Here is a 26,589-nt window from a genome sequence, read left to right as displayed (position 1 = left end):
ACCCGTTGCCGGGTCAGAGGCCGGCCAGGGCCTGCTCCAGGTCGGCAATCAAGTCTTCGGCGTTTTCGATGCCGGCCGAGTAGCGGATCAGGCTCTCCGGAATGCCCGCCGCCCGACGCTCCTCTGCGGTCAGCTCCACGTGGCTGGTCACCCTGGGAGGGCCCACCAGGGTGGTAACGGAGCCCAGGCTGGCGGCCTTGTGGGCCAGGTGCAGGCGCGGCAGAAAGCGCTTCACTTGGTCGAAGTCGCCGGTCAGCGCAAAGCTGAGCATACCGCCGTAACCGTCCATCTGCGCCTTGGCGATGGCGTGGTTGTGGTGATCCGGTAGGCCCGGGTAGAAGACGTGGTCCACCTTGGGGTGATCGTGCAAGTACTCGGCGATGCGCTGGGCGTTCTCGTTGTGGCGTTGAATACGCAGCTCCAGGGTCTTCAGCCCGCGCAGGATCATGTAGGCGGTGTTGGCGTGGAGGGTGGCGCCGTTGATCTCCCGGTAGTGGTAAACCTGGTCAACGATCCCCTTGGGGCCGCAGAGGATACCGCCCATGGCGTCGGAGTGGCCGTTCAGGTACTTGGTGGCACTGTACACCACCAGGTCTGCACCTAGTTCCAGCGGCCGCTGGTTGATGGGCGTGGCGAAGGTGTTATCCACAATCACCTTGGCGCCGTGCTCGTGGGCCACCCGGGAGAGCCGGGCGATGTCGACCACCTTCAGGGTCGGGTTGGTGGGCGTTTCCAGGTAGAGCAGCTTGCAGCCCTTACGGATCTCCGCCTCGATACCGTCGAAGTCGAGGGTGTCGCACATCGCCACATCCACCCCGGCCCGGGGCAGGAACTCGATGAAAATCTTGTTGGTGCCGCCGTAGGTATCCTTGATCGCCACTGCCCGGTCGCCGGGGGCCAGCAGGGTATAGAGGGTGTTGCTGATGGCGGCCATGCCGGTGGAGAAGCTGATGGCCTCCTCGGCCCCCTCCAGCGCCCGCATGGTCAGTTCCAAGGGGCGGACGGTCGGATTCTTGTTGCGCGAATAGATATAGCCGGGCTTCTGGTCCAGTGCCACATCGAACCACTCGTCGACGTCCTCGTAGGCGAAGGTGACACTGTGGTGAATCGGCAGGGCCACGTCCCGGCAGTGCGGGTCCTCGGACTCGCCGGCCCAGAGCGCTCGGGTGCCGAAATGGTGGCGGTCATCGGTCATGGCATAACTCCTCCGGCGGCGTTTTCTATTGCAGTGTTGGTGCCTCAGGGTAGCCCGCCACGGGCGGACGGATAAAGGACCCCTAGTCCCGGGGATGGTCTGGTGCATCGCCCGGGGGAAAGAGGAATGTCCGGGGCGCCTCGCGCAGCGCCTGGCCGTAGGCCCGTGCCAGCGCCCTCAGGTTGCCCAGACGCACGCCGCGGGCGCGCAGGGCCACATGCAGCGCCAGCCCGAAGCTCACCCAGAGGTTTACCGCGCCGATCAACAGCACAAAGCCCAGGTAGAGCAGAAAGAGCGCCGGACCGGGGTCCAGCACGGTGGCGGCATAGCCCAGGTTGGCCGAGCCGAAGGCGACGTGCTGGATGTCCAGCGGCAGGCCGATCAGGTAGCCGGCGTAGCCGGTGGTGCCGAGCAGGACGCCGAACAGGAAGTTGCCGGCCAGCGCTCCATAATGCTGGTCCAGGTAGTCGGCGATCCGCGCTCGCGGGCCGTCGGGCAGGACCCGTGCCAGGTGGGGGTTGCCACGCAGCCGGCGCGCCAGGTCCAGGTAGGCCGCCCGGTTGTCGAAAAAGCCCGCGATCAGCCCGGCCACGAACAGCCATACCCCGGCGATGGCGGCGTGCAGCAGGGCCAGTCCCATCAGCGGACGCAGCCCCTCCATCAGGTAGTCGGCCTGTCCGGGGCTGAGCGCAGGGGTGTTGAAGGCGCTGATGCTTAGCCACCCCACCAGCAGCGCTATCGGCAGAGCGACGCTGACATTGCCCACAACGGCCGCGAACTGGGAGCGCCCGACCTGCAGCAGCAGTTGGGCGAGTTTCCGGCGGTCGGCGGCCCCCTGGTCGCCGGTCTCGATCACCGCCGCTAGCCGTGCCGCGGTCATGGCCGGCTGTTTGGTGGCCACCGTGAAGTGCAGGATGTGGATGAGGACGAAGCCCAGGCCGTAGTTGAGACTGACCCAGACGGTCTCCCAACCGGGGGAGAGGCCCATCTCCACCAGCCGGATCTTGATCAAGGCCATGAAACCGATGATCAGTCCGGCGCCGGCCCCGGCCCGGAGCATGCCCAGGTAGTCGCGACGGTCCTCGGTGATGTAATGCTCGCCGGTCTTGCTGGCCTGCTCGGTGATGCTGCGCGCCACCAGGTGGGTGTTGTCCTGCCAGAGCGCGCGCAGGCTGGTTTGGCGCGCATTCTCGCGGACCAGGCTCTTGAACAGCCTGACCGCTACCTGGCGCCGCTGTGCGCCGCTGGCCGGGGAGAGGATGTCGAGCAGGGTGACGATGCGCTCCAGGGTCTGTTCCAACCGCGCCAGCAGGTGCGTCAGGCCGATCGTGCTCCCCAGGGTAACCGCGCGCCGGTGGAAGTGGTCGAGCTGTTCGCGGCATTGCTCCAGGAGCGCCCGCGCATGGCCGTCGTCGGGGCAGGGCGCATCGGCTTCCTCCAGCCACTGGTTGTAAGCGCGGATATAGCCGGCCACCTCGCGTTCCTGGGCCACGAAGGGGGAGTCCCGCTCGGCCAGCCCGGGGTCCAAGCGTAGCAACTCGGGTTCCAGCTCCTCCGCGGCCACCCAGAGCGAGAGCATCTCCACCGCGTACAGGGCTTGCTCGCGGGCCCGCTCACAGGCCGGGTCCGTCGCCCCGGCCGACGGGCCCAGGGCATCGAACAGGGTCAGCCAGGCCGCGTCCGGCACGGCCGTCACCCACTCGGGGTCGTCCGGGCGGTCGAAGAGCTGGTCAAGCAGGTCGCGCAGGTTACCGGGGTCGCGTGGGCGCGGGTTCAGGCGCTCGTAGAAGCGCTGGCCGAACTCGCCGATGAAACCGCGCCGGGAGAAGAGTCCGATCTCGGTGTGGAGCGGCAGGTGGGTGGCCTGGGAGAGCGATGCCCGCAGCAACGCCTGAAGTGGCGTCCGCAAGTCTTCCCGCCGGGTCAGGGTCTCGGCCAGGGTGGAGACCCGCTGCTCGGCCGTCAGCGGTTGGGCGGGGTCGGCCGGGCGCAACCAGTTGATGATTGGGCGCAGGGCCGCCACCAGGTTGTCGGCGCCCTTCGATTCCAGGGCCTGCTGCAATGCCGCTGAGGCGTCTTCGTTCATGCCGGATCGGTCCTCGCTCTTACCTGACGACGGTCGTTTTGGGGCCCTCAGGCTCACTATTACCATAATCCCGCCGCAGCCGGACTGTGCCATGGCCGACTGATCTCACGCGAAAGGGTGTGGAAAGGCGCGATAACTGGTATAGTCCCCGGCGTTGGCGCGCTCCGGTCGGCGTCACGCGTTCGCGGTCACCCCCTCACAGGGCCTCCCCGAATTCACCCCTTTTTTTTGCCTGGACCGGGCCCCGCTGTTGTGTCGCAAGGCCGTGCGGGTAGGCACCCCAGGAGTCATCCTTTCTATGTCATTTGATTCTCTCGGTCTGTCGGCCGTGCTGCTTCGTGCTGTCGCTGAACAGGGTTACAGCAAACCCACCCCGGTGCAGGCCCAGGCCATCCCGGCCATTCTGCAGGGGGGCGACGTGATGGCGGCCGCCCAGACCGGTACCGGCAAGACGGCCGGGTTCACCCTGCCCATGCTGGAGCGGCTCAGCCAGAACCGCCCGGAGGGCGGGCGTCGCCGGGTGCGCGCCCTTATCCTGACCCCCACCCGCGAGCTGGCCGCCCAGGTGCGGGACAGTGTGAAGACCTATGGTGGCAAGCTGCCGTTGAAGACCGCAGTGATCTTCGGCGGCGTGGGCATGAACCCGCAGATCCAGACCCTGCGCCGCGGCGTCGACATCGTGGTGGCCACCCCCGGCCGGCTGCTGGACCACATGGGCCAGGGCACCGTGGACCTTTCCGGGGTCGAGATGCTGGTCCTGGACGAGGCCGACCGCATGCTGGACATGGGCTTCATCCGCGACATCCGCCGGGTGATCGCCGCCGTGCCGAAGCAGCGCCAGACCCTGATGTTCTCGGCCACCTTCTCGAAGGAGATCCGCCAACTGGCCGAGGGCATGCTGCGTAACCCCACGCAGATCGAGGTGGCCGCCCGCAACACCGCCGCCGAGAACGTGAACCAGCGGGTGCACCCGGTCAGCCGCGGTGAGAAGCGCGCCCTGCTCAGCAACCTGATTCAGGATGGTGACTGGCGGCAGGTGCTGGTCTTCACCCGGACCAAGCACGGCGCCGATCGGTTGGCCCGGCAACTGGACCAGGACGGTCTGAGCTCGGCGGCCATCCATGGCAACAAGAGCCAGAGCGCCCGTACCAAGGCGCTGGCCCAGTTTAAGCAGGGCCGGGTCCGGGTGTTGGTGGCCACGGACATCGCCGCCCGCGGGCTGGATATCGACCAGCTGCCCCATGTGGTCAACTACGAGTTGCCCAACGTGCCGGAGGACTATGTCCACCGCATCGGCCGCACCGGCCGGGCCGGACGGGGTGGCGAGGCGTTGTCGCTGGTCTGCGTGGACGAGCACAAGCTGCTGGACGGTATCCACAAGCTGCTGAAGCGGCCCATCGATCAGCATATCGTGCCAGGCTTCGAACCGGATCCCAGCGAGCGGCCGCAACCGTTGTTCAAGAAGCCGGCCGGACGCGGTGCCGGCGGCGGCCGGCGGCCCAACGGCGCGCCGGCCGGCAACCGCCCGCAAGGCGGCCGGCGCCGCGGTGGCCGTCCGGGCCAGTCGGCCCGCCAGGGCTGATCATGCCGCAGTGCCGCCGGGCAGGCCGTTACCCAGCGCCTGGACTGGCGCTGGAGGAGGCCTCTGGATGAGTATCTGGGTGGACGCCGATGCCTGTCCGGGTGTCATCAAGGAGCTCCTGTTCCGGGCGGCGGAGCGCACCCGGACGCCGCTGATCCTGGTGGCCAACCAGCCCGTGCGGGTGCCACGCTCGCGGTATGTTCGCCGGGTCCAGGTGGCCCCCGGTTTCGATGTGGCGGACAACGAAATCGTCCGCTGCGTCGAGCCGGGGGATCTGGTGATTACCGCCGATATCCCCCTGGCCGCCGAGGTGATTGCAAAAGGGGCCCATGCCCTCAATCCCCGTGGTGAGCGCTACACCACCAGTAATATCAAGGCGCGTCTGAACATGCGCGATTTCATGGACACCCTGCGGGCCAGCGGGGTGGACACGGGCGGCGCCCCGGCCATGAGCCAGCGCGACCGCCAGGCCTTCGCCAATGAGCTTGATCGGTTCCTGACGGCGAATCGCTGACGGCAAGCCCCTGTGGCCGCACGAAGAAGTAGGTGTGGAACAGGCGGCAGATGACCTGCCTTTCCCCATCGACACACGGGCGATGGCCCACGCAAAACCGCAGGGCCTCCGGCGCAGAAGTCGTGGGCTTGCGAACCTATACTCCCCGTACACTCTTGCGGTGGCAGGCTTGCCTTGCCCTGCGGACTGGCCCCTGTCCTGACGCTATGCGGCAGGCACGACTGCTGCAGCGCATCAGCGGCGGCGATGCATTCGCCGTCGAGCAGTAGGCTGTGCTGGTATAGGAGGGCGGCTGCCATGGCTGAGATCACGCATGGGGTGACAGATCCCACCGAGTACGTCCAGTTCTGGAACGACACCCTGGCGGTGAAGTTCAACCGCTTTCGCCATATCCTGATGGACGGGTTGAGCTACCACAGCCGCGTGCCGCTGGGCAATCTGGCCTTGGCGCCCGGGGCGCGGGTGGTGGACGTGGGCTGCGGCTGGGGGGACACCGCCCTCGCCCTGGCGGAAAAGACCGGAGCGCAGGGCTATGTGCTGGGGATCGACTGTGTCGACGACTTCCTGGAGCGTGCTCGCGAGGAGGCCCGGCGGCGGGCGTTGCATAACGTGGACTTTGTGGCGGCGGACGTGGAGCGTTATCCCTTCCAGCCTGCCTTCGATATGGCCTTCTCTCGCTTCGGCATGATGTTCTTTGAGAATCCCGTGGCGGCCATGCGGAACGTGCGCTCGGCGCTGCGACCCGGCGGCGAGCTGATGTTCATCGTCTGGCGCGACGTGGAGGATAACCCCTGGCTGGGGTTGCCGAAGGAGGTGGTCCTCGACTACCTGCCGCCCCCGGGAGAGGACGCGCGGACCTGTGGTCCGGGACCGTTCTCCATGGCCAATCCGGAGGTGGTGACCCGGCAGCTGGAGATCGCCGGCTTTGGCGATATCGGTTTCGAGCGCATTGATGGCCCGGTGACCGTGGGTGACTCGTTGGACGACGCCATCGCCTTTCAGCTGGCCATCGGGCCGGCGGGTGAGGTCTTCCGCGAGGCGGGGGAGGTCGCGGCGCAGCGACGTGACGAGATCGAGCAGGCGCTGGCTGAGGCGCTGCGCCCCTACCTGGATCAAGGCAAGGTGGTAATGCCCTCCAGCTCCTGGTGTATCAGCGCGCGCCGAGACTGACCGGCCGGCGTGCCAGGACCCAGGGCAGCCTGCTAGGCTGGAAGGGCACCCCGTGACCGCACCCGACCGCCGGAGACCGCCATGCCCTACGTCAGCACCGCCCTGGCCCTGCACGCCCTCGCCGCCGTCCTCTGGGTGGGCGGCATGGCCTTCGCCTGGGGCATTCTGCGCCCGGTGGCGGCCGAGACGTTGGAGGGGCCGGCCCGGCAGACGCTCTGGCGTGGTGTCTTCGCCCGTTTCTTCCCGCTGGTCTGGGCCTCGATCCTGGTGCTGCTCGCGACCGGTTATTACCTGCTCTTCGGGGTGTTCGGCGGCTTCGCCGGATCGGGCATGCACATCCACCTGATGCACGTGCTTGGCCTGGTGATGACCGGCGTGTTCGCCTACCTGTTTTTCCGTCCCTGGCAGCGGTTCCGGCGGGCGGTGGCCCAGGAGGACTGGAGCGCGGGGGCCAAGGACCTGGCCACCATCCGCAGCACGGTGGCCTTCAACCTAGCGCTCGGCCTGGTCACGGTCGCCGTGGGCGCCGGTGGCCGATTCTGGCTCTGAGCGATCACCCGCCATGCTCCGGATATCCAACAGTGTCACCCTCGCCGACTGGGAGATCCAGATCCAGCCGATCCGTGCCCAAGGCGCCGGCGGGCAGAACGTCAACAAGGTGGCCACTGCCGTGCACCTGCGTTTTGATATCCGGCGCTCCACCCTGCCGGCCTACTATAAGCAGCGGCTGCTGGCGGTCTCCGATCACCGCATCAGCAAAGAGGGGATGGTGGTCATCAAGGCCCAACAATACCGGACCCTGGAGCAGAACCGGCAGGATGCCCTGGAGCGCCTGCGGGCGCTGATCCGGGAGGCGGCCCGGCCGGTCCGCCGGCGCCGTCCCACCCAGCCGACCCGGGCGGCGCGACAGCGGCGGATGGAGGGCAAAAAGCGGCGCGGCCGGGTCAAGCGATTGCGCAACCGGCCGGCCGGCGATGACTGAATCAGTGCCGGAAATGGACGAAGAGGCGACCGGGGTTCTTGGTGTCCTTCTCCACGCGGTGGTAGCGGGCCTTGATCTCCGGTTGCTCCAGGAATTTGAGCACCCGTTTCTTTAATTGCCCGCTGCCCCGGCCATGGATGATCTCCACCTGCCTGATCCCTTTGCGGCAGGCCTGGTCAATGGCGTCGTGCAGGGCCCGGTCGATGCGGCGCCCGTCGTTGAAGCAGTCGTGCAGGTCGATCTTAATCTTCGCCATGATCCGCCGATATCAACCCAGTGGATCACTAGCTTATCAGTCAAGGGCCGTGGTATAAGCGGTGCGCAGCATACGGGTTTTGGCTGTTCTATGATCAGCCTGGGACAACGTGAACCTTCGGGTGGTGGTGCATGGACGATAACCTCGACAAGCCGTTGATTATTCTCAAAGCCGGCTCCACCTTTCCGGCATTGGCGGAGGACGAGGGGAATTTCGAGGACTGGATCCGCCACGGTCTCGGTGAGTTGGAGCTGCCGGTGCGGGTGGTGGACCCGAGGGCGCAGGCCGGCCTGCCGGAGCCCACCCGACTGGCGGGGGTGATCATCACCGGGTCCCACGGCATGGTGACCGAGGGTGAGCCCTGGTTGCCCACTGCCGAGCAGTGGTTGCGCGCGCTGGTGGCGGGGGAGGTCCCGGTATTGGGGATCTGCTACGGCCACCAACTCCTGGCCCGGGCGATGGGCGGCGCCGTCGACTACCGGGAGCGTGGCATTGAGATCGGGACGGCGACGGTGCACCGCACCGAACCGGCGCGGGCCGATCCGTTGTTCCGAACGCTGCCGCAGGCCTTTCCAGCACAGGTGGTCCATCGCCAGTTTGTCCGGCATCTGCCCCGTGGTGCGGTCGTGCTCGCCCGCAGCGGTGTGGAACCGCATCACGCCTTTCGCATCGGGGCACGGGCCTGGGGGGTGCAGTTCCATCCGGAGTTCTCGCCCGAGGTGATGCGGCGCTACATCGAATTCGTCACCCCTCAGTTGCAGATGGAGGATCAGGACCCTGACCGCCTGCTCCATGAGGTCCGGGCCACCCCGGCTGCCAGCCGGTTATTGCCCCGGTTCGGGGCGCTGGCTGCGGCGTGGGCGCTGTGCGGGGAGCGCCGGCAGGCCAACCCCGCCGCCTCGGCGTGACGGCGGGGGAGGCGCCAGAGAGGCCACGGGTCTGGCTGCTCTCGGCCTATCGCGCCGACAGCCATCGAGCCTGGGCCGACGGGCTGGTGCGCAGCCAGAGTGGGGTGGACTGGGCACGGCGGGAGCTGCCCGGGCGCTTCTTTCGCTGGCGGATCCGCGGCAATCCGCTCTCCTGGCTGGGCGGCCTGCCGGAAGACCGACCGGACCTCATCCTGGCCACGTCGATGGTGGATTTGGCCACCCTGCGGGGGCTCAACCCCCGCCTGGCGCGGGTCCCGGCCTATTACTATTTTCATGAGAACCAGTTCGCTTACCCGGTCAGTCCCCGCCAGGTGAAGAGCGTTGAGCCGCAGATGGTGCAACTCTACGGCGCCCTCGCCGCGCAGCGGCTGCTGTTTAACTCCGCGTTCAACCGGGACAGCTTCCTGTCGGGGGTGCGGACCCTGTTGCGTAAGATGCCGGATGCCGTACCCGGCGGCATCGTGGAGGCCCTGGCAGCCCGGGCCGCGGTCCTGCCGGTGCCGGTGGAGCCGCTGCCCCCCGGGCAGCGGGACCCGCGCCTGATCCTTTGGAACCACCGGTGGGAATACGACAAGCGACCGGATCTGTTCGCGGATGCCATGCTGGCGTTGCATCGCCGCGGTGCCGACTTCCGCCTGGCCCTGCTGGGCGCGCGGCCGGAGCCGGCACCGGAACCCCTGCGCCGGCTGCGCCAGGCATTGCCTGAACGTATCGTGGCCGATGGTCGGGTGGATCGGGCAGAATACCGTCACCTGCTGGCCCGGGCCGGGGTGGTGGTCAGTACCGCGGAGCATGAGTTTCAGGGGCTGGCCATGTTGGAGGCGGTAAGCGCCGGGGCCTGCCCGTTGGCCCCTGACGCGCTCTGCTACCCGGAGCAGTATCCGCCCGCGCACCGTTACCCGGGCGGTGACCACCGGGCCCTGGTGGAACGCCTGTATGGCTGGCTTCGTGATGGCCCCCCGCCGGCACCGGATGTCTCCGGCTGGCTGGCGCCGCGCCTGGAACCGGCCTGGCGAGCACTGTTGACCCCGCCATTCGAGGATGACTGACGCATGAGATTATCCCCTGACCACCCCTGGGGCCCGCTTTGGCCCGACGGCGCCCGGATTCCGGTGGTGGGTGTCGCCGGGTGGAGCGGCGCCGGCAAGACCACCCTGCTGGAGGGCGTGATCCGCTCGCTGTCGGCGACCGGGCTGCGGGTGGGCCTGGTCAAGCATGCCCACCATCGTTTCGACGTGGACAAGCCGGGTAAGGACAGCTACCGCCTGCGCGAGGCCGGTGCCGGGCAGGTCCTGCTGACCTCCGGGCGGCGCTTCGCCCTGATGGTGGAACGGCCGGCGACGCAATCCGACCCGCTGCTGAGCGAGGAGCTGGCGCGGCTGGACCAGAGCCGGCTCGACCTGATCGTGGTGGAGGGCTTTCGCCACGAGCGCTTCCCCAAGATCGAGGTCTACCGACCGCGGTTCAGTGAACGGCCCCTGCACCCGGACGACCCGGCCATCATCGCCGTGGCCACCGATGAGCCGGCCGCGGTAGCGCCGGGCCACATCACCCTGCCGCTGAACGACCCGGAGGCCGTGGCCGATTTTCTAAGACGCCATCTGTAGCGGTGTCGCGGCCGGATAGAGCCAGAGCGAGAGGCGGGCCAGCCCGTAACCGATGATCCCCCCGACCAGCCCGTCGGACGGATAGTGCAGCCCCAGGACCACCCGTGACAGGGCGATCAACAGGACGAGCGGAAGCAGGAGCGGGCTGAGGCCGGGTAACCAGGCCAGGGCGATCCCCACCAGGGCGGTGAGCCCCATCTGCAGCGAGGCCACCGCTCCCTTCCAACCCGGGTTAAGCACCAACGCGCCCATGAGCGTGTACCAGACGGGGCCATCACCCAGCCTGCTCACCCCGGCAAAGAACCGTCGAATGGTCTGGTGGCGGGTCGACTGGTTGAGCGTCCGGCAGAGCAGGATCTCCACGCTGTCGAATCGGGCGAGGGGGCGGGGTGCGGGCATTGACGTTTGGTCTGCCCGTGGCCACCTTCCCGGTGACCGGCCCGGTGGATGTCGTCGCCCCAGGGGTGACCGGGGTGCTGGACTGCGATCTGCGCGCGGCGGCGCTGTGCGCATTGCGGCTGGATCGCGGGGAGGTCCGGCGGGCGGCTCTGAGCTTCGGCTGGGACGCCTGCACGCGGCAGTTCGAGTTGTTGCTACAGCCTGCCTGAGGCCGGCTATTCGCGGCCCTCCCCGGGGCCCGGGCCGCGTTCATCGCGCAGATCCCGGCGCTCGATCGCCCGCGGGTCCTCGACCTGGCTGCCGTCCAGCAGATTGTAATCGAGCATGTAGCCGGTGACGGCGTCGCTCACGCCATTAATCACGAACTGGATGGCCAGGACCGCCAGGATCAGTCCGAAGATCTTGGTCAGGATCTCCTTCCCGGTATCGCCGAGAAAGCGGACGATATGGCGCGAGTAAATCATCGCGAAGTAGCAGGTGACCGTGCAGCTTAATACCGCCAGGTAGACCAGCGCCAAGTGGTAGAGCGTGGGGGCCTCACTGGTCAGGATCATGACCGTGGCGATGGCCCCAGGCCCGCTGATAAAGGGGATGGCCAGCGGGATAACCGAGATGTCATCGGTGATCCGCCCTTCGTCGTTGCGTGCCTGTTCCGCCGTTTCGGCCTCCGAGGGCAGGGTCTGGCGGATCATCGCCATGGCCACCCCGAACAGGATGAGCCCGCCGGCGATGCGGAAGGCGGCCAGGGTGATGCCGAAGATCTGGAAGATCAGCCCACCCAGGGTGGCGAAGAGAAAAAACAGGGCGGTGGCGATGACGGTGGCGCGCCGGGCGATGGTCCGGCGCCGTCGCGCCGAGGCGGTGGGCAGTAACGCCATGAAGACGAACGAGGTCGTCAACGGGTTGACGATCACGAAGACCGCGACGAAAGTAATGATCAGGTACTCGAGCAATACCAGCATGGTGCGCCTCCTCGAATGATATTATGGACGTCCATGTCTGGAATCGGGAGCGACTATGCCCCTCTTTGAAGTGCTCGGTGACGGCGTGATATTCATCCTGGCGCCGCTGGTGATCCTGCTGCTGGTGATGCTGGGTTATGCCATCAAGACCCTGTTCTTTGGCTGGCGGGATGACGACTGACAGAGATGCCGCCCTCATCCGCGCCCCACGGAGGTAGCGATGACCGCAGCCACAGTCCCCGAGTTGCTCAGCGCCCGCCCGCCCGACGGGGTGGCGGCGGTGGCCATAACTCGCGACGGGGCGGAGGAGTGCAGCCGGGGCGAGCTGCTGGAACGGGCTGGCCGGCTTGCCGCCGGCCTGGTGTCGGCGGGCCTGGACAAGGGTGACCGGATCGCCCTGGTGGCGCACAACAGCGTGGACTGGGTGGCCGCCGCCCTGGGTGTGATGCAGGCCGGCGGCGTGGTGGTGCCCCTGGATACCCAGATGCCGCTCAAGGAGTTCCATTTCGTCCTGCGTGATGCCCAGCCCCGTTGGGTGTTCACCACCGGGGCGCTGGTGGACCGGGTTATCGGGGCGGAGGTGGACCCGGAGCCCACCCTCTACCGCCTGGACGGTGACGAGCGTGCCCCCGAACACTGGCGGAGCCTCTGGGCCGACGAGCCCATCGTGCCCGATGTGGCGCCGGAGGATCTGGCCACCATGTTCTACACCTCCGGCACCACCGGCGCGCCGAAAGGCGTGCCGCTCACCCACAAGAACCTGGCCAGCAACGTCTCGTCCCTGGTGCAGGAGAATGTCGCCGGCAGCGACGACCGGGTGCTGGTGCCCCTGCCGTTCCACCATGTCTACCCCTTCACGGTCGGCATCCTGGTCCCCCTGCGCCTGGGGGCGCCGCTGATCCTGCCCTTCTCGCTGGTCGGGCCGCAGATCGTCCGCGCCCTGCAGCTTGGTCAGCCGACCATCATGCTGGGGGTGCCACGGCTCTACGACGCGGTGTGGACGGCGTTGGAGGACCGGGTGGCCGGACGTGGCGCGGTGGCCGAGAAGCTGTTTCACGGCATGTTGGCGCTGTCCATGCAGGCCCGAAAACGGTGGGGCTTGCGGCTGGGCCGACGGCTGTTTCGCAGCCTCCATCAGCGGCTGGCGCCCTCGCTGCGGATGGTGGTCTCCGGTGGGGCCGCCCTGGACCCCACCCTGACGGAAAAGCTCCGCGCCCTGGGCTGGGAGGTGGCCACCGGCTACGGTCTCAGCGAGACGGCGCCGATCCTGACCTACAACCCGCCTGAGCGGCTGCGCGTGGAGAGCGCTGGAATGGCCCTGCCGGGGGTGGAGTTGGCCATCGACCCGCCGGGGGAGATCGGTGAGGTACTGGCCCGGGGCGATAACGTCTTCCACGGCTACTGGCGCCGTCCCGACAAGACCCGCGAGGTGCTGCAGGAGGACGGCTGGTTCCGCACCGGCGATCTGGGAGAGCTGGACGGCGACGGCTACCTTTACCTCCAGGGCCGGCGTTCCGCCATGATCGTCCTGCCCGGCGGCGAGAATATCGATCCGGAACGGGTGGAGGGCGTACTGAGCCAGGCTGAGGGGGTGCGTGAGGTTGGCGTGCTGGAGTCCGGCGGGCGACTGGTCGGCGTGGCGGTCCCGGAGCCGGCCCTGCTGCGGGCCCACCAGGGCGAGGCCCTGCGCGAGCGGCTGATCAGTGCGGTGCAGGCGGCCGGCCGTGCACTGCCCAGCCACCACCGCCCGGGCCGGCTGCAGGTGGCGGTGGACCCGCTGCCGCGGACCCGGCTGGGCAAGCTTCGCCGCCACGAACTGCAGCACCTGTACGACCGCCTGGCGGAACAGGGCGGGGTCAGTGCCGCCAAGGCCGAGCCCATCCCCCGGGAGTCCATGGCGCCGGAGGACCAGCAACTGCTCACCGACCCGTCGGCGGAGGCCACCTGGGAGTACCTGGTCGAAAAATACCCGGACTTTCGCCTGACACCGGACACCAGCCTGTCCCTGGACCTGGGGCTGGACTCACTGGCCTGGGTCAACCTCAGCCTGACCCTGCGCGACCGGGTTGGTGTCGAGTTCGATGACGACGCCATCGGGCGCATCGAGACCGTCCGCGATCTGCTCCGCGAGGCCGCCGGGGCGGGGCAGAGCGAGGGCACGGCCGAGGGGGCCGGCGACCTGGTGGCGGAATTGCGCCGCCCCGAGTCGAATGTACCCGAGGATCTGCAGCGCTGGCTCGAGCCGCGCAGTGCCCTGAGCGCCGTCTCGGCCCGACTGCTCTGGGCGCTGGCCTCGCTCTTCACCCGTGTGTGGGTGCGGGTGGAGGTGCGCGGGCGGCTGCCGGACGATGGCCCGGTGCTGATCGCCCCGCGTCACCTGAGCGTGCTCGACCCGGTGGTGCTGTCCCACGCCGTTGGGCTGCGCCGCATGCTGCACCTACGCTGGGCCGGCTGGACCGGGCTGCTGTTCCAAGGGCCGGTCAGTCGCTGGTTCAGCCGCGCGGCGGGTGTCCTGCCGGTGGATCCGGCCTCCGCGCCACGGCGCAGCCTGGCCCTGGCGGCCATGACCCTGCAGCGGCAGGACAGCCTGGTCTGGTTCCCCGAGGGCGCGCGCTCACCAGATGGCCGCCTGCAGCCCTTCCAGCCCGGTGTCGGCCTGCTCTTGCGCGCCTGGCCGGTCCCCGTGGTGCCGGTCTGGGTCGAGGGCACCCGTGAGCTCATGCCCAAGGGGCGCCGGCTGCCCCGATTCGGCCGTGCCACGGTGGTGGTGGGCGAACCGATCAGCGCCGAGCGCCTGAAGGCCCTGGGCGATGACGAGCACGCCATTGCCCGGCTGATCCACGACGAAGTGGCGGCGCTGGAGCCGGGATCCCCGCGGTCGTGACCGGCCCCCGCCTTGCCCGCGCCTGGCAGCGCCTGATCGATGCCGCGCTGCGCCCGGAGCGGGTCGGGGTGGACCAGGCGGAGCTGGCCCGGAAGGCGCGGGAGGCGGCGCCCGTGCTCTGGCTGGTGGGGAAGGTGCAATCGGGAAAGACCTCTCTGGTGCGCGCCCTCACCGGCGATCCGGCGGCCACGGTGGGCACCGGCTTCCAAAGCTGTACCCGCTCGGCCCGGGTTTACGACTTCCCCCCCGATGCCCCGCTGCTGCGGTTTCTCGATAGCCGGGGCCTGGGCGAGGCCGACTATGATCCGGCCGAGGACCTCGCCGCCCTCAGCGGCCAGGCCCACGTGGTTCTGGCCGTTGCGCGCGCCATGGACCTGCAGCAGGAAGCGGTGCTCGAGCCTCTGCGTCAGGTGCGCCGTGCCCACCCCGACTGGCCGGTGCTACTGGTCCAGACCTGCCTCCATGAGGGCTATCCCGCCGGCCGCGATCACCCACCCTACCCGGCGCTGGATCGGACGCCCGGTCTGGAGGACCTACAGCGGTGCCGGTACGAGCAGGCCCGCGCCTTTCAGGCCCTGCCCGGCCGGGGGCCGGTGGCGGTGGTGGCCGTGGACTTCACCCCGGCCGAGGAGGGTTTCGACCCGCCGCTCTACGGCCTGGAGGCGCTACTCGATGCCCTGGAGGCGCTCGCGCCGGAGGGGCTGGCGGCGATCCTTGCGGACCTGCGCCGCCCCGACGACGACCCGCGGGTGCACCGGGCCCGGCCCCATATCCTCAGCTACGCCAGCGCCGCCGCGGCCGGCGATGCCGTGCCGCTGTTGGGGTTGGTGTCGGTCCCGGTCCTGCAGGGCAAACTGCTGCACAGCCTTGGGCGGATCTACGGGGTTCCCTGGGACCGGCGCAGTCTCGGCGCCTTTCTCGCGGCCCTGGGCTCCGGGACGCTGGCCGGGCTGGGCCTGGGCCACGGCGCCCGGCAGCTCGGCAAGCTGGTACCGGGCTACGGGCAGACGGTGGGTGCCGCAGCGGCGGCCGCAACCAGCTTCGCTGTCACCTATGCGCTGGGCCACGCGGCGTGCCATTACCTGGCCCGGGCCGAGGCGGGCCGTGATCCCACCGCCGGCGTCGAGCAGGCCTACCGCGAGGCGCTGCGCGATGCCTTCGGCCTGGTGCGCCGGCGGGCCGTCGCCTCCGCCCCCGGCACCGGGGAGGGGCCGTGAGCGGCCGGTGGCGGAGAGGCCTTCGGGCGATGGGGTTCGGGCTGGCGGCGCTGGTGGTGGCGGCCCCCTTCGTCGCGCTGTTCGGGTTCGGCCTGCTCTGGCTTCACCAGCAGGGCTGGTTGCTGATCTGGGCGGGGGCGGCCGCGTTCGCCACCGGCCTGGTCTGGTCGGCGCTGCTCTGGCTCCGCCGGCGGTGGCAGGTCGAGCTGCGTGATCGGGCCGAACAACCCGTGCGCCCGGCGGACCCGGATTGGGCCCCGTTGGAGCAGGCCGCCTGGGCAGAGGTGGCCCGGCTCAGCGAGGCGGTGGAGCCGACGCTGGTGACCGACCGGGACCGCCTGTTACAGACCGCCGAGCAGACCCTGCGGGCGGTGGCCGGCCATTACCACCCGGAGCACGACGACCCGGTATGGGCCTTCACCCTGCCGGAGGCGCTGCTGCTCAGCGAACGGATCAGCGCCCGCCTGCGCCGGCTGCTGCTGGATGAGGTGCCGTTCTCCCACCGCATCCGGGTGGGGCAGGTCCTGCGCCTGTGGGGCTACAAGCCGGCGGTGACTGCCGGGCTCTCCTATGGCCAGCGGGCCTGGCGGGCCTACCGTCTGGCGCGGCTGGCCAACCCCCTCCACGCCCTTGCTGCGGAACTGCGTGGGCTGTTCATGCAGGAGCTCTCCACCACCGCGCGCGACTACCTGCTGCGGCGCCTGGGGCGGATCTGGGTCGAGGAGGTGGGACGGGCGGCCATCGAGCTCTACTCCGGCCGGCTGCAGCGGGATGCCGAGGCGCTGGCGGCGCTGGCCGAGGCCGAGGGGGCCGAGCGGGAGGCGGCGCTGCCGGGCCGGCCCCGGGTGCTGGTGGTCGGGCAGCCGCAGGCCGGGAAGTCGGCCCTGATCAACGTGCTGCTCGGCGAACAGCAGGCGGGCAGCGATGCCCTGCCATTGACCGGGGATCGGGTAGGCTATATCTGTGGCTTGCCCGGGGGTGACGAGGTGCTGCTGATCGACACTCCGGGGTTGGGTCGGAAGTGGGATGTGGATCAGCTGATCCAGACCGCCGACGGCGTCGATATGGTGCTTTGGGTGAGCCCGGCCCACCGGGCGGACCGGGGGCCGGACCGGGCGGCACTGCAGGCCCTGCGCGACCACTTCCAGGCCCATCCCGAGCGCCGTTCACCGCCGATCCGGCTGATCGCCAGTCATATCGACCGGCTGTCGCCGAAGCGGGAGTGGGCACCGCCCTACCGGTGGGACCCGCCCGAGGAGCGGCCCAAGGCGCAGAACATCGCGGCCGCCCGAGAGGCCATGGCCCGGGAACTGGAACTCGCTCCGGGACAGATCATCCCGGCCCGGCTCGACGCGGTGGCGCCCTATAACCGGGAACAGGTGCTGGCGGAACTGGAGGCGCTGCTGCCGGTCATGGCGCAGGGCCGGCGGGTGCGCCTGGAGCGCCAGCCGGCCAGCGGCCGGGTGGCTGAAGTGGTGCGGCAGGCGGCCCGGGGCGGCCGCCGCCTGCTCAGCGGGGCGCTGTGGCGCTAGGGGGCGCGCGGGGGGGGCGCCAACGGCGCCCGGGGATGATAACGCCGGGCCCGCGGTACCCGGCGCTCAGGAGCGGCGGGTGCGCTCCTCCACCTCGGCGCGCTCCTTGGCCTCGATGCTGAGCGTGGCGGTGGGGCGTGCCAGGAGCCGCGGAATCCCGATGGGCTCGCCGGTCACCTCACAGTAGCCGTACTCGCCGGTCTCGATCCGACGCAGGGCCTGGTCGATCTTGCGCAGCAGGCGGGTTTCCCGCTCCCGGATGCGCAGCTCGAGCTGGTACTCCTCCTCCAGCGTCGCGCGGTCATGCTCGTCCGGCTCGCGGCTGTTGTCGTCGCGCAGGTGGCGGGTGGTGCTCTCCAGCCCCTCAAGGATCTCCTTGCGCTCCTTCTCCAGCAGTTGGCGGAAGTAGGCCAACTGCTCGTCGTTCATGTAGTCTTCCGGTGGGCTGGCGAGCAGCTGTTCCTTGGTCAGCATGACCGGGGCCTCCTCTGGCGGTACGGATGAAAGAACCAGCATACCGCACTTGACCGGGGTTGACGCCAGTCACCAGAACCGGATTCCTATATCATCGCGGGTAGGGGAGCCGATGGGGTATCTGCTCTTTGTCACGGCCCTCTGGGCGTTCTCTTTCAGTCTGATCGGTGAGTATCTCAGCGGTCAGGTGGACAGCGATTTTGCTGTGCTGACCCGGGTGCTTCTAGGTGGGCTGGTCTTCCTGCCGCTGATGCGTCTGGCCGCACTCCGTCCCGGTCTGGTGGTCGGGATGCTGGCTGTGGGGGCGTTGCAGTTCGGTGTGACCTACCTCTGCCTCTATCGCGCCTTCGCCTACCTCACCGTGCCCGAGGTGTTACTGTTCACCATCACCACGCCCCTGTACGTCACCCTCCTGGACGACGCCCTCCACCGGCGGTTCGCCCCGGTGGCACTGGTGGCCGCCGGGTTGGCCGTGGTGGGGGCGGGGATCATTCGTTACGAGGGCCTGAGCCAGGGGTTCTGGTTCGGTTTCCTGCTGCTGCAGCTCGCTAACCTGGCCTTCGCCGCGGGGCAGGTGGGCTACAAGCATCTGTTGCGCCGGTATCCCACCGGGCAGCCCGCCTACCAGTCCTTCTTCCTCTTCTTCGTCGGGGCCCTGTTGGTCACCCTGCCGGCCTGGCTGGTCTTCGGCGACCGCGCGATGATGCCCGTCACGCCGGTGCAATGGGCGGTCCTCGGTTGGCTGGGGGTCGCGGCGTCCGGTCTGGGGCTCTACCTCTGGAACCGGGGCGCCTGTTTGGTGGACGCGGGGACCCTGGCGGTGATGAATAACGCCCTGGTGCCCGCCGGCCTGGTGGTCAATCTGTTGATCTGGAATCGCGACGCGGATCTGCTCCGGCTGACCGTCGGGGGGGTGGTCATCGCCCTGTCGCTTTGGGTGAATGCGCGCTACTCCCGTTATGCGCAGGTCCCGCTGTTTGCGCAACGCTAGGGAAACGCCGAATCAAATCTGGCGGAGGGGGAGGGATTCGAACCCCCGGGCCCTTGCGGGCCAACGGTTTTCAAGACCGCCGCTTTCGACCACTCAGCCACCCCTCCGGGGCGGACTATTGTCGGTCAAGGGCGGGCGCTTGACAAGGCAGCGTGGATAGGCCGCAATGGCGCCCCATGGGAGCACTGGGACCTCGTCAAGTCGAGCCGGATGCCTGGCAGGGGTGGGTGGGCCAGGCCGCCGAGTTGATCCGTCGTCGTCCGCTGGCCTGGTTGGCGTGGACCGCGGCGGTGGTGCTGCTGCACTTCGTCAGCCAGCAGGCGACGTGGGGCGTGCTGCGCACCCTGGGAACCCTGGCCCTGGCGCCGTTGAGCCTGCTGCTGTTCATCCGCCTGGCGCTGGTGGCCGATTTCAGTAAGCCGGCCCGTGGGGGCCTGGTACTGCCGGGCAACCGGGACTGCCTGATCGCCCTGGCGATGGCCGCCATTCTCTCCGCCCTGCACGGCACCGCCCTGTTGGCGTTGCAGCCTGCGGTGGTCGGGTTCGAGCAGCTGGTGGAGCAGGCCGGGTATTGGTCGCCGAGACTGGACACCGGCGAGCCGGCTGCCCCGCCCTTAAGCCATGCCTTCATGGGGCCCATGTACATCTTCGGCGCATTGCTGGGCCTGGCCGGTGGGGTGCTGCTGGTGATGCTGCTGGCGTTGGGTCAGTGGTTTCTCCTGCCGATGCTGGTGCTGCATAACGCCCCGGTTTACCCGGCCGCCGTGGTCAGCAGCCAGGCCTATACCATCAATCCGGTGCCGATGATGGGCCTGGCAGGGGTGTTGCTGGTGGCGGTGGCCCTGGTGCCCTTCAGCCTGGGCTGGGCGGGGGTGCTGGTGGCACCGGCGGCCGGGGCATTGATGTACGTCTCGTACCGGGATGTCTTCCTGGGCGTGGAGGCCAACCGGCCGGCCTCAGTGGTCGAGGAGCGGGGCGGGCAGGAGACAGCCGCCCCGGGGTCAACCTGATCGCATCAGGCCGTCTGGGCCATGGGGTGGCGGGGGCATTCCGGGGCCTGTTGGTGGAGGCGCCCGAGCAGGTCGTCCAGGGCGCGGATGGCCTCCTGCCACAGGGTATCCGGATGCTGCCGGGCCATCGCCCGGTAGCGCTCCCGCTCCGCTTCCAGGGCGTGGATGACGGCATCTGCAGGGTAGGGGACCACCTCGGGATCCTCCGGTGCCTGGTCGGGCAATAGCGCATAGAACCAGTTGGCGGTGTCCGGCTGGGCCGGATGCCGGGCCATAAGGCCCCGCGCGACGAAGCCCCCGGCCTCGCGGGCGGCGGTCTCGATGCGGTCGGCGTATCGCGGGCTGATCAGCGCCGTGTACATGTTGTTACTCCCGGGCCATTAAGGCCTGCCGTGAACCAGCGGATCGTGTGTCAGCTCCTCCTGCCAGTTGTTGCACCGTCGCCTGGGGTCTGGGTTGGTATGGCTGCGGCGGGGCCGCTGCGTGTTGCCCGGCGAGGGCTACTTCGTGTTATTGCGTTGCAACATGATTATACCATCATGTTTGGGCCGGGTCAGACCAATTCCATATGAGAGAGCGAGGCATAATGCCGCGGTGCGGCATGGCGGCCGCCGGGGTGGCGAGGGCCGTCGCTGTCGGCCCTCGCAGTTGGGGTGGGCTCAGAGGTCCAGCAGCGGGTTGGGCTGGTCGGGCCAGGGGGAGACGAAGTGGGCGTCGATCCAGTCCGGGGTGATCTCCCTCAGGGTGGCGGACTGCCACTGGGGGTTCTGGTCCTTGTCCAGCAGCAGGGCGCGCACCCCTTCGGGGAAGTCATCCCGCCGGGAGCACTGGATGGCCAGGACCAGGTCGAGCTGGAAGCACTCGCGCAGGGCTAGGTGCCGCGTGCGCTGGAATTGCTCGTGGATCAGGGCAATGGATGTCGGCGAGCCGCTCTCGAAGCGTTCGGCGTTCTCCTCCAGCCAGGGGTCGTGGCGGGCCGAGTCGCGGATGGCGGCCACCCGTTGGCCCAGGCCGGGCCAGGCCATGACCTGACGGATGCGCTCGGCCCGGGCCTGAACGGGCGAGTCGGATAGCTCCGGTCGGGGGATCGCCAGCCCGCGCGCGGCTTGGTGGAGCAGGCTCCGGTCACGGCGGGGCTCGTTGTGCCAGCGTACGGCCTGGAGTGCCTCCAGCAGCGCCCCCCGGTGATCCTCGGGCAGGACCAGGTCGCCCAGGCCCATGAAGAGGGCGTCTGCGGCGTTGAGCCGGGCGCCGGTCAAGGCGGCGTATTCGCCGGTCCCGGGTGGGGTGCGCTGCAGGAACCACGCGGCCCCGACGTCGGGGAAGAGACCGATGGTGATCTCGGGCATGGCCAGGGTGGACGTGGGGGTGAGCACGCGCACGTCGCCGCCCTGGAACAGGCCCAGTCCGCCGCCCATGACCACACCCTGTCCCCGCACCAGCAATGGCTTGGGGTAGACGTGCAGTTGGTGATCCAGGCGGTACTCTGCGCTGAAATACTGCTCGGCGAAGGCCAGTCCCGCCGGGCGGTTGCCGCGCAGGGCCTCGGCCACGGCGCGTACGTCACCGCCCGCGCAGAAGGCCCGTTCCCCCTCGCCCTCCAGGACCACACAGGCCACCGCCGGATCGCGGGCCCAGGCCTCCAATTGCCGGCTCAGGGCTTGAATCATGCCCAGGTCCAGGGCGTTGAGCTTACGCGGGGCGGTGAGGGTGGCCACCCCGATGCCAGGCCCGTCATCGCGGGCCGGTAACACCTGCGCTTGGAAGGCGGCCTGTTGCTCGGCCATGCTCTATCCTCTTGTTGTTCTGATATGGGGGCCGGAAAGGGGCCCGCCCGGCGCCCACCGGGCGGACCGAGGGGAGTGGATCAGCGCTGCGCCATATAGGCGGCCTGCAACCGTCTCAAGTCGGCGATGACCGAGGCGGCCGCCTCCAGGAGTACATCGGGCAGCTCATCGTCATCCCTGGATTCGGCGTCCTCCAGCGGCTCCAACCCGGCGGCCTCCCGACGGGCATTGTGCAGTGCCAGCCGCTCCTGCTCCTCGGCGTCCCGCTCCTGCTTCCGGGTTGTCTCGTTGAGGGAGACATCGGTCCGCTCACGCCGCTGGAGCTGGTACTCGAAGTCACGCAGCAGGGCCTGGAACTGCGGATCGTCCTCCGCCCGGGTCTGGTACCGGCTGCGCAGGGCGGGGATGAGCTCCTCCAGCGTGTCGTCGCGCCGGTAGTCGACCGCAGAGATCTGGTTCCAGGGCAGGGCATTGTCGATGCCGCGTTCGCCGAACTCCGACGCATCAATGGGCGAGGGCAGGATGATATCGGGCTGCACCCCTTTCTTCTGGGTGCTGTCGCCGGTGACACGGTAGAACTTGGCCACCGTCAGTTTGAGCCGCCCGGCGCCGTCCTCGCCGTTGCCCAGGCCAAAGCGGTCCAGGTTGATCATGGTCTGCACGGTGCCCTTGCCAAAGGTGTCCTTGCCCATGATCACGCCCCGGCCGTAGTCCTGGATGGCCCCGGCCAAAATCTCCGAGGCGGAGGCGCTGAACCCGTCCACCATCACCCCCAGCGGGCCATCGTAGAGCGGTGCGGAATTAGCGCGGTCACCGCCGCGGAGCACCTCCAGCTCGCCGCTGCTGCGGCGAACCTGGACAATGGGGCCGCCGCCCATAAACAGGCCGGACAGTGACGCGGCCTCCCGCAGCGAGCCCCCGGAGTTGCCGCGCAGATCGAGCACCAGGCCGTCAATGCCCCCTTCCTTGAGCTCGTTGAGCAACCGACGGACATCGCGGGTGGTGCTGCGGTAGTCCGGATCGCCTGCCTCGGCCGCCTCGAAATCCATGTAGAAGGCAGGGATTGTGATTACCCCGATGCGATCCTTGCCACTCCCCTCACCCGGTACCTCGATGACCTCGGCGCTGGCCGCCTGGTCCTCGAGCTTGATCTCGTTGCGCTCCAGGACCACCTCGCGGGGCGTGGCGTTACCACTGCCCGCCTCGGGCAGGACCAGCAGGCACACGACCGAGCCGCGCGGACCGCGGATGAGATCGACCACGTCGGACAGGCGCCAGCCGACCACGTCCTTCATCTCACCGTCCTCGCCCTCGGCGACACCGATAATGCGGTCGCCGGGTGAGAGCGCCTCACTCTGGGCGGCCGGGCCGCCCGGCACCAGCTCGACGATGGTGACGAAGTCGTGCTCGCTCTGCAGCATCGCACCGATGCCCTCCAGCGAGAGACTCATATTGATGTCGAAGTCCTCGGAGCGACGCGGCGAGAGGTAGCTGCTATGCGGATCGAAGGCGTGTGCCCAGGCGTCCATGTAGCGCTGGAACACATCCTCGCCGCTCTCCTGCTCGGTGGTGCGGCGGATGCGTTCGTAGCGCTGAGTGAGGGTCTGGATGACCTGCTCCTCGTCACGGCCCGCCAGCTTCTGGGTGAGGGCATCATGGGTGACGCGCTTGCGCCAGAGCCGGTCGAGGGCCTCCCGGGATTCGGCCCAGTCGGCGTCCCTGCGGTCCTGCTCAAAGCGCAGGTCGGTGTCGAAGTCCAGACCGGCCTCCAGCAGCCCGATGGCATATTCGGTGCGCTCGGCCACACGCTCGCGGTAACGCTCATAGAGAGCGAAGGGCACGCTGAGATCGCCGTGGCGGAGCTGCTCGTGGAGCCCGATCCGGTGCTCATCGAAGGCGTCAATGTCCTCTTGGAGCAGGTAAAAGCGCTCTCGGTCGAGCTGGTCCAGCCAGGCGTCGAAAACCCGCTCCGAGAGCCCGGCATCCAACGGCTGGCCGCGATAGTGGTAGCGGGTGAGCAGGTCGGCGATGACGCTGGCCTTCTCCCGTTGCTCCGAATCAGGGGCCAGCTCCGAGTGGGCGACCGCCGGTGCCGGGCGCCCGGGGCCATCGTTACCGCTGATGACCAGGACCAGGGCCAGCAGTATGCCGGCGATGACCAGGGCGGGGCGTATGACTTGCCGTTTCATAGATTCAGTCCAATGCATGCCCAGGGCGGCTTGGCGCCGTCCGCCGGGGTTGTGCCATGGGGTCAGGCGATGTTCTCCAGACTGCGGGAGACCACCTCGTACACGTCGTTCGACAGCGAAGGGGCCTCAGCGATCCGTTGGAGTTCGGTTTTCATTATCTGCTGCCTCGGCAGATCGTAACGTTGCCACTTGCTCAAGGGCAGCGCCATCCGCGCGGCGACTTGGGGATTGAGAGTATCCAGTCTCAGGATGTGGTCGGCCAGCAGGCGGTACCCCTCGCCGCTGGAGTCGTGAAAGGCCGCGGGGTTGCCCTGGGCGAAGGCCCCGATGACCGAGCGGACCCGGTTCGGGTTGTGCAGGTCGAAATCGGGATGCCGGAGCAGGGACTGGACCCGTGCCAGTGCGCCGGGATGACGCGACATGGCCTGCACCCGGAACCACTTGTCCAGCACCAGCGGCACGTGACGCCAGCGCTGATGGAAGTCGTCCAGGGCGGCCTGCGCTGCGGCGTCGTCGCGGTCGGCCAACAGGCTGAGGGCGGCTAGGCTGTCGGTCATGTTGTCGGCTTGGTGGTATTGACGCTCGACCCGCTCATCGTCCTCGGCCGCGCCGGTGGCCGCCAGGTAGCCGAGGGCGAGATTGGCCAAGCGCCGTCCGGCAATAGCCGCCGGTTCGAGCCGCCATGGGCCCTGGGGCCGGTAGCGGCTATAGACGGTCCGCCAGGTGGCGGCCAGGGCGCCCGCCAGTTCCGCGCGCACGCCCTCGCGCGCTGCCCGGATGGCCACGGGATCGGCCTGCTCGAGCTGCTGCGCCAGGTAGGTCTCCTGAGGCAGGGCGAGGGCCTCGGCCGCCAATGAGGCGTCGAGCCCGGGATGCTCCAACACCCCCGCAAAGGCGCGCCGGAGCTTGTCCAGGTCCTCCTCCCGACGCTCGCCGTGCACCCGGCGCAGGATCACCCGCACGGCGAGCTGCTGACCGGCCTCCCAGCGGGCAAAGGCATCGCTGTCGTGGGTGAGCAGGAAGGCCAGGTCGTCGTCGCTGTAGTCGTAGTCGAGGATGACTGGCGCGGAAAAGCCCCGCAGCAGGGAGGGCACCGGCCGCTCGGCCAGGCCCTCGAAGACGAAAGCCTGCTCCGAGCGGGTCAACTCCAGCACCCGGGTCGTGGCCTGGCCCTCGGGCTCGCCGGCCAGCCGCAGGGGGAGCGCCTGCCCGTCCCGTCCCACCAGGCCCATCGCCAGCGGGATGTGGAACGGCTGCTTTGCCGGCTGACCAGGGGTGGGCGGGCACTCCTGCACTACGCGCAGGGTGTAACGCCCGGCGTCCGCGTCGAAGGCATCGCGCACTCGCAGGCGGGGTGTGCCGGCCTGGGTGTACCAGCGCCCGAACTGGGTGAGGTCCCGGCCACCGGTCTCGGCCATGGTCTGGAGGAAGTCCTCGATGGTCACTGCTTGGCCGTCAAAGCGCTCCAGGTAACGGCGCACACCGTTGCGGAAGGCGCCGTCGCCCAGCAGGGTGTGGTACATGCGGATCACTTCCGCGCCTTTGATGTAGACCGTGGCGGTGTAGAAGTTGTTGATCTCGACGTAGGCGTCGGGCCGGACCGGATGGGCCATGGGGCTGGCGTCTTCCGGGAATTGGGCCGAGCGCAGCAGGCGCACCTGCTGGATGCGCTGCACCGCCGGTGAGCCCATCGCCTCGCTGAACTGCTGCTCGCGGAAGACCGTCAGACCTTCCTTGAGACTGAGCTGGAACCAGTCGCGGCAGGTCACCCGGTTGCCGGTGTAGTTGTGAAAATACTCGTGGCCGATCACCGCCTCCACCGCCTCGAAATCGGCGTCGGTGGCGGTCTCCGGGCTGGCCAGGACGTACTGGGTGTTGAAGATGTTGAGCCCTTTGTTCTCCATGGCGCCCATGTTGAAGTCGCCCACGGCCACGACCATGTAGATGTCCAGGTCGTACTCCAGGCCGTAGGTCTCCTCGTCCCAGCGCATGGCGCGCTTGAGGCTCTCCATGGCGTGGCCGGTGCGTCCGGCGTTTGCGTGCTCCACGTAGAAGGCCAGTTGCACGTCGCGACCGGAGGCGGTGCGGTAGCGGTCGCGGTGGCAGTGCAGGTCCCCCGCCACCAGCGCGAAGAGGTAGCTGGGCTTGGGCCAGGGGTCGTCCCAGCGGACCCAGTGGCGGCCCCCCTCGCTCTCGCCGCGGTCCACGGCGTTGCCATTGGATAGAAGCACCGGGTAGCGCTCGCGGTCGGCCTCGATGGTGGTGGTAAAGCGGCTGAGCACGTCCGGACGGTCGGGGTAGTAGGTGATTCGCCGGAAGCCCTCCGCCTCGCATTGGGTGCAGAACATGCCACCGGAGCGATACAGGCCGGACAGCGCGGTGTTGTCCTGGGGCCGGAGGAGGGTGTGCACCTCCAGCTCGAACCGGTCGGGCACGCGCTCAATGGTCAGCCCCTGCCGGGTAAGCAGGTAGTCGTCGATCGCCAGCGCCTGGCCGTCCAGGTAAAGCGCCTCCAACTCCAGGGCCTCGCCATCCAGGTGCAGTGGGGTGTGCGGGTCGGTGCCCTCGGCACGGCACAGCCGCATCCGCGAGCGCACCCGGGTGTACTCCTCGCCGAGGGAGAAGTACAGGTCGATATGCTCCACCCGGAACGCGGGCGGGGTGTAGTCGCTGAGCTTCACCGCCGCACGCTGCTTGTGATCCGTCATGAGGTCCCCCGTGGCATGCCGCGCAAAGCCATATCCTAACACTCTAGCTCAGGCACACTTTACTCCGTGCGACCGGCCCGGCGGGCTGTTACAGTGTTATACAAAACTTATAAGC

Annotated in this window: 25 protein-coding genes and 1 tRNA gene; 15 read left to right on the top strand and 11 right to left on the bottom strand. The window is 68.8% G+C overall.

All coding sequences use genetic code 11. From position 1 onward, the window contains the following. Positions 1-13: 13 nt before the first annotated feature. Positions 14-1,195, bottom strand: a complete 1,182-nt coding sequence (locus MLG_RS08250; RefSeq protein WP_011629355.1) for a cystathionine gamma-synthase family protein — start codon at positions 1,193-1,195, stop codon at positions 14-16. A gap of 82 nt (positions 1,196-1,277) precedes the next feature. After that, positions 1,278-3,281: a site-specific recombinase gene (locus tag MLG_RS08245; RefSeq protein ID WP_041717981.1), complete on the bottom strand. Its 2,004-nt coding sequence runs from the start codon at positions 3,279-3,281 to the stop codon at positions 1,278-1,280. A gap of 289 nt (positions 3,282-3,570) precedes the next feature. On the opposite strand from MLG_RS08245, the gene MLG_RS08240 reads away from it, so the two are divergent. From MLG_RS08240 to arfB, 5 genes are all read left to right on the top strand, one after another. Beyond that, positions 3,571-4,863 (top strand): DEAD/DEAH box helicase, encoded by a 1,293-nt coding sequence (locus MLG_RS08240; protein ID WP_198003279.1) that lies wholly within the window; start codon positions 3,571-3,573, stop codon positions 4,861-4,863. Positions 4,864-4,930: 67 nt separating this feature from the next. Further along, positions 4,931-5,377 (top strand): YaiI/YqxD family protein, encoded by a 447-nt coding sequence (locus tag MLG_RS08235; protein ID WP_011629352.1) that lies wholly within the window; start codon positions 4,931-4,933, stop codon positions 5,375-5,377. A gap of 297 nt (positions 5,378-5,674) precedes the next feature. Beyond that, on the top strand, positions 5,675-6,547 hold the full coding sequence (locus MLG_RS08230) for a class I SAM-dependent methyltransferase (RefSeq protein ID WP_011629351.1): 873 nt from the start codon (positions 5,675-5,677) through the stop codon (positions 6,545-6,547). Between the two features lie 81 nt (positions 6,548-6,628). Then, positions 6,629-7,096, top strand: coding sequence for a CopD family protein (locus tag MLG_RS08225; RefSeq protein WP_011629350.1), 468 nt, complete (start codon positions 6,629-6,631; stop codon positions 7,094-7,096). A gap of 13 nt (positions 7,097-7,109) precedes the next feature. Next, entirely contained in the window at positions 7,110-7,529 is a 420-nt protein-coding gene (gene arfB / locus MLG_RS08220) for an alternative ribosome rescue aminoacyl-tRNA hydrolase ArfB (protein WP_011629349.1), read from the top strand. A 1-nt stretch (position 7,530) separates the two neighbouring features. Here the strand turns inward: arfB and MLG_RS08215 are convergent, their stop codons facing one another. Continuing rightward, positions 7,531-7,785: a Smr/MutS family protein gene (locus MLG_RS08215; protein ID WP_011629348.1), complete on the bottom strand. Its 255-nt coding sequence runs from the start codon at positions 7,783-7,785 to the stop codon at positions 7,531-7,533. Positions 7,786-7,916: 131 nt separating this feature from the next. Here MLG_RS08215 and MLG_RS08210 point away from each other — a divergent pair, with 131 nt between their 5' ends. The 3 genes from MLG_RS08210 to mobB are packed head-to-tail and all read left to right on the top strand — an operon-like array spanning position 7,917 to position 10,321. Further along, complete coding sequence (locus MLG_RS08210) at positions 7,917-8,693, top strand: glutamine amidotransferase (protein WP_011629347.1); 777 nt, start codon at positions 7,917-7,919, stop codon at positions 8,691-8,693. Further along, entirely contained in the window at positions 8,690-9,763 is a 1,074-nt protein-coding gene (locus MLG_RS08205; protein WP_011629346.1) for a tRNA-queuosine alpha-mannosyltransferase domain-containing protein, read from the top strand. The genes MLG_RS08210 and MLG_RS08205 overlap by 4 nt, the downstream gene beginning before the upstream one ends. A gap of 3 nt (positions 9,764-9,766) precedes the next feature. Next, positions 9,767-10,321: a molybdopterin-guanine dinucleotide biosynthesis protein B gene (gene mobB, locus MLG_RS08200; RefSeq protein ID WP_011629345.1), complete on the top strand. Its 555-nt coding sequence runs from the start codon at positions 9,767-9,769 to the stop codon at positions 10,319-10,321. Here mobB and MLG_RS08195 read toward each other — a convergent pair. Continuing rightward, complete coding sequence (locus MLG_RS08195; RefSeq protein ID WP_049753548.1) at positions 10,304-10,720, bottom strand: phosphatase PAP2 family protein; 417 nt, start codon at positions 10,718-10,720, stop codon at positions 10,304-10,306. The two genes, mobB and MLG_RS08195, sit on opposite strands and share 18 nt — an antisense overlap. Between MLG_RS08195 and MLG_RS08190 the strand changes: the two genes are divergently transcribed. Beyond that, positions 10,720-10,929: a hypothetical protein gene (locus tag MLG_RS08190; RefSeq protein WP_041717980.1), complete on the top strand. Its 210-nt coding sequence runs from the start codon at positions 10,720-10,722 to the stop codon at positions 10,927-10,929. The genes MLG_RS08195 and MLG_RS08190 overlap by 1 nt on opposite strands. Before the next feature lie 6 nt (positions 10,930-10,935). Here MLG_RS08190 and MLG_RS08185 read toward each other — a convergent pair whose 3' ends face one another. After that, complete coding sequence (locus MLG_RS08185; RefSeq protein WP_011629343.1) at positions 10,936-11,682, bottom strand: MarC family protein; 747 nt, start codon at positions 11,680-11,682, stop codon at positions 10,936-10,938. Between the two features lie 55 nt (positions 11,683-11,737). Here MLG_RS08185 and MLG_RS15865 point away from each other — a divergent pair, with 55 nt between their 5' ends. From MLG_RS15865 to MLG_RS08170, 4 genes are read left to right on the top strand one after another with little or no spacing between them, the layout of a single operon-like run. Then, a complete protein-coding gene (locus MLG_RS15865; protein ID WP_269490044.1) occupies positions 11,738-11,863 on the top strand; it encodes a hypothetical protein in 126 nt (41 codons plus the stop codon). 39 nt (positions 11,864-11,902) lie between these two features. Continuing rightward, entirely contained in the window at positions 11,903-14,566 is a 2,664-nt protein-coding gene (locus MLG_RS08180; RefSeq protein ID WP_011629342.1) for an AMP-binding protein, read from the top strand. Beyond that, positions 14,563-15,783 (top strand): YcjF family protein, encoded by a 1,221-nt coding sequence (locus tag MLG_RS08175; RefSeq protein ID WP_011629341.1) that lies wholly within the window; start codon positions 14,563-14,565, stop codon positions 15,781-15,783. The genes MLG_RS08180 and MLG_RS08175 overlap by 4 nt, the downstream gene beginning before the upstream one ends. A gap of 29 nt (positions 15,784-15,812) precedes the next feature. Beyond that, positions 15,813-17,315 (top strand): GTPase family protein, encoded by a 1,503-nt coding sequence (locus MLG_RS08170; RefSeq protein ID WP_011629340.1) that lies wholly within the window; start codon positions 15,813-15,815, stop codon positions 17,313-17,315. Positions 17,316-17,381: 66 nt separating this feature from the next. Here MLG_RS08170 and dksA read toward each other — a convergent pair whose 3' ends face one another. Then, positions 17,382-17,786, bottom strand: coding sequence for an RNA polymerase-binding protein DksA (gene dksA / locus MLG_RS08165; protein ID WP_041718461.1), 405 nt, complete (start codon positions 17,784-17,786; stop codon positions 17,382-17,384). Positions 17,787-17,901: 115 nt separating this feature from the next. Here dksA and MLG_RS08160 point away from each other — a divergent pair, with 115 nt between their 5' ends. After that, positions 17,902-18,780 carry an EamA family transporter gene (locus MLG_RS08160; protein ID WP_011629338.1) on the top strand — a complete coding sequence of 293 codons (879 nt, stop codon included), beginning with the start codon at positions 17,902-17,904 and terminating at the stop codon, positions 18,778-18,780. A gap of 19 nt (positions 18,781-18,799) precedes the next feature. Here the strand turns inward: MLG_RS08160 and MLG_RS08155 are convergent. Then, positions 18,800-18,887, bottom strand: a tRNA-Ser gene (locus MLG_RS08155). Between the two features lie 69 nt (positions 18,888-18,956). On the opposite strand from MLG_RS08155, the gene MLG_RS08150 reads away from it, so the two are divergent. Beyond that, on the top strand, positions 18,957-19,790 hold the full coding sequence (locus MLG_RS08150) for a hypothetical protein (protein WP_011629337.1): 834 nt from the start codon (positions 18,957-18,959) through the stop codon (positions 19,788-19,790). Positions 19,791-19,795: 5 nt separating this feature from the next. Here MLG_RS08150 and MLG_RS08145 read toward each other — a convergent pair whose 3' ends face one another. From MLG_RS08145 to pepN, 4 genes are all read right to left on the bottom strand, one after another. Next, positions 19,796-20,152, bottom strand: coding sequence for a hypothetical protein (locus tag MLG_RS08145; protein WP_011629336.1), 357 nt, complete (start codon positions 20,150-20,152; stop codon positions 19,796-19,798). A 297-nt stretch (positions 20,153-20,449) separates the two neighbouring features. Next, complete coding sequence (locus MLG_RS08140; RefSeq protein ID WP_011629335.1) at positions 20,450-21,577, bottom strand: enoyl-CoA hydratase/isomerase family protein; 1,128 nt, start codon at positions 21,575-21,577, stop codon at positions 20,450-20,452. Between the two features lie 80 nt (positions 21,578-21,657). Then, positions 21,658-23,766, bottom strand: coding sequence for a carboxy terminal-processing peptidase (locus MLG_RS08135; protein ID WP_156774658.1), 2,109 nt, complete (start codon positions 23,764-23,766; stop codon positions 21,658-21,660). 62 nt (positions 23,767-23,828) lie between these two features. After that, positions 23,829-26,474, bottom strand: a complete 2,646-nt coding sequence (gene pepN, locus MLG_RS08130; protein WP_011629333.1) for an aminopeptidase N — start codon at positions 26,472-26,474, stop codon at positions 23,829-23,831. Positions 26,475-26,589: the final 115 nt, after the last annotated feature.

This window comes from Alkalilimnicola ehrlichii MLHE-1 (assembly GCF_000014785.1).
Classification (GTDB): domain Bacteria; phylum Pseudomonadota; class Gammaproteobacteria; order Nitrococcales; family Halorhodospiraceae; genus Alkalilimnicola; species Alkalilimnicola ehrlichii.
Note: the sequence above shows the minus strand (reverse complement) of the source record. Positions and strands in the feature narration are given on the sequence as shown.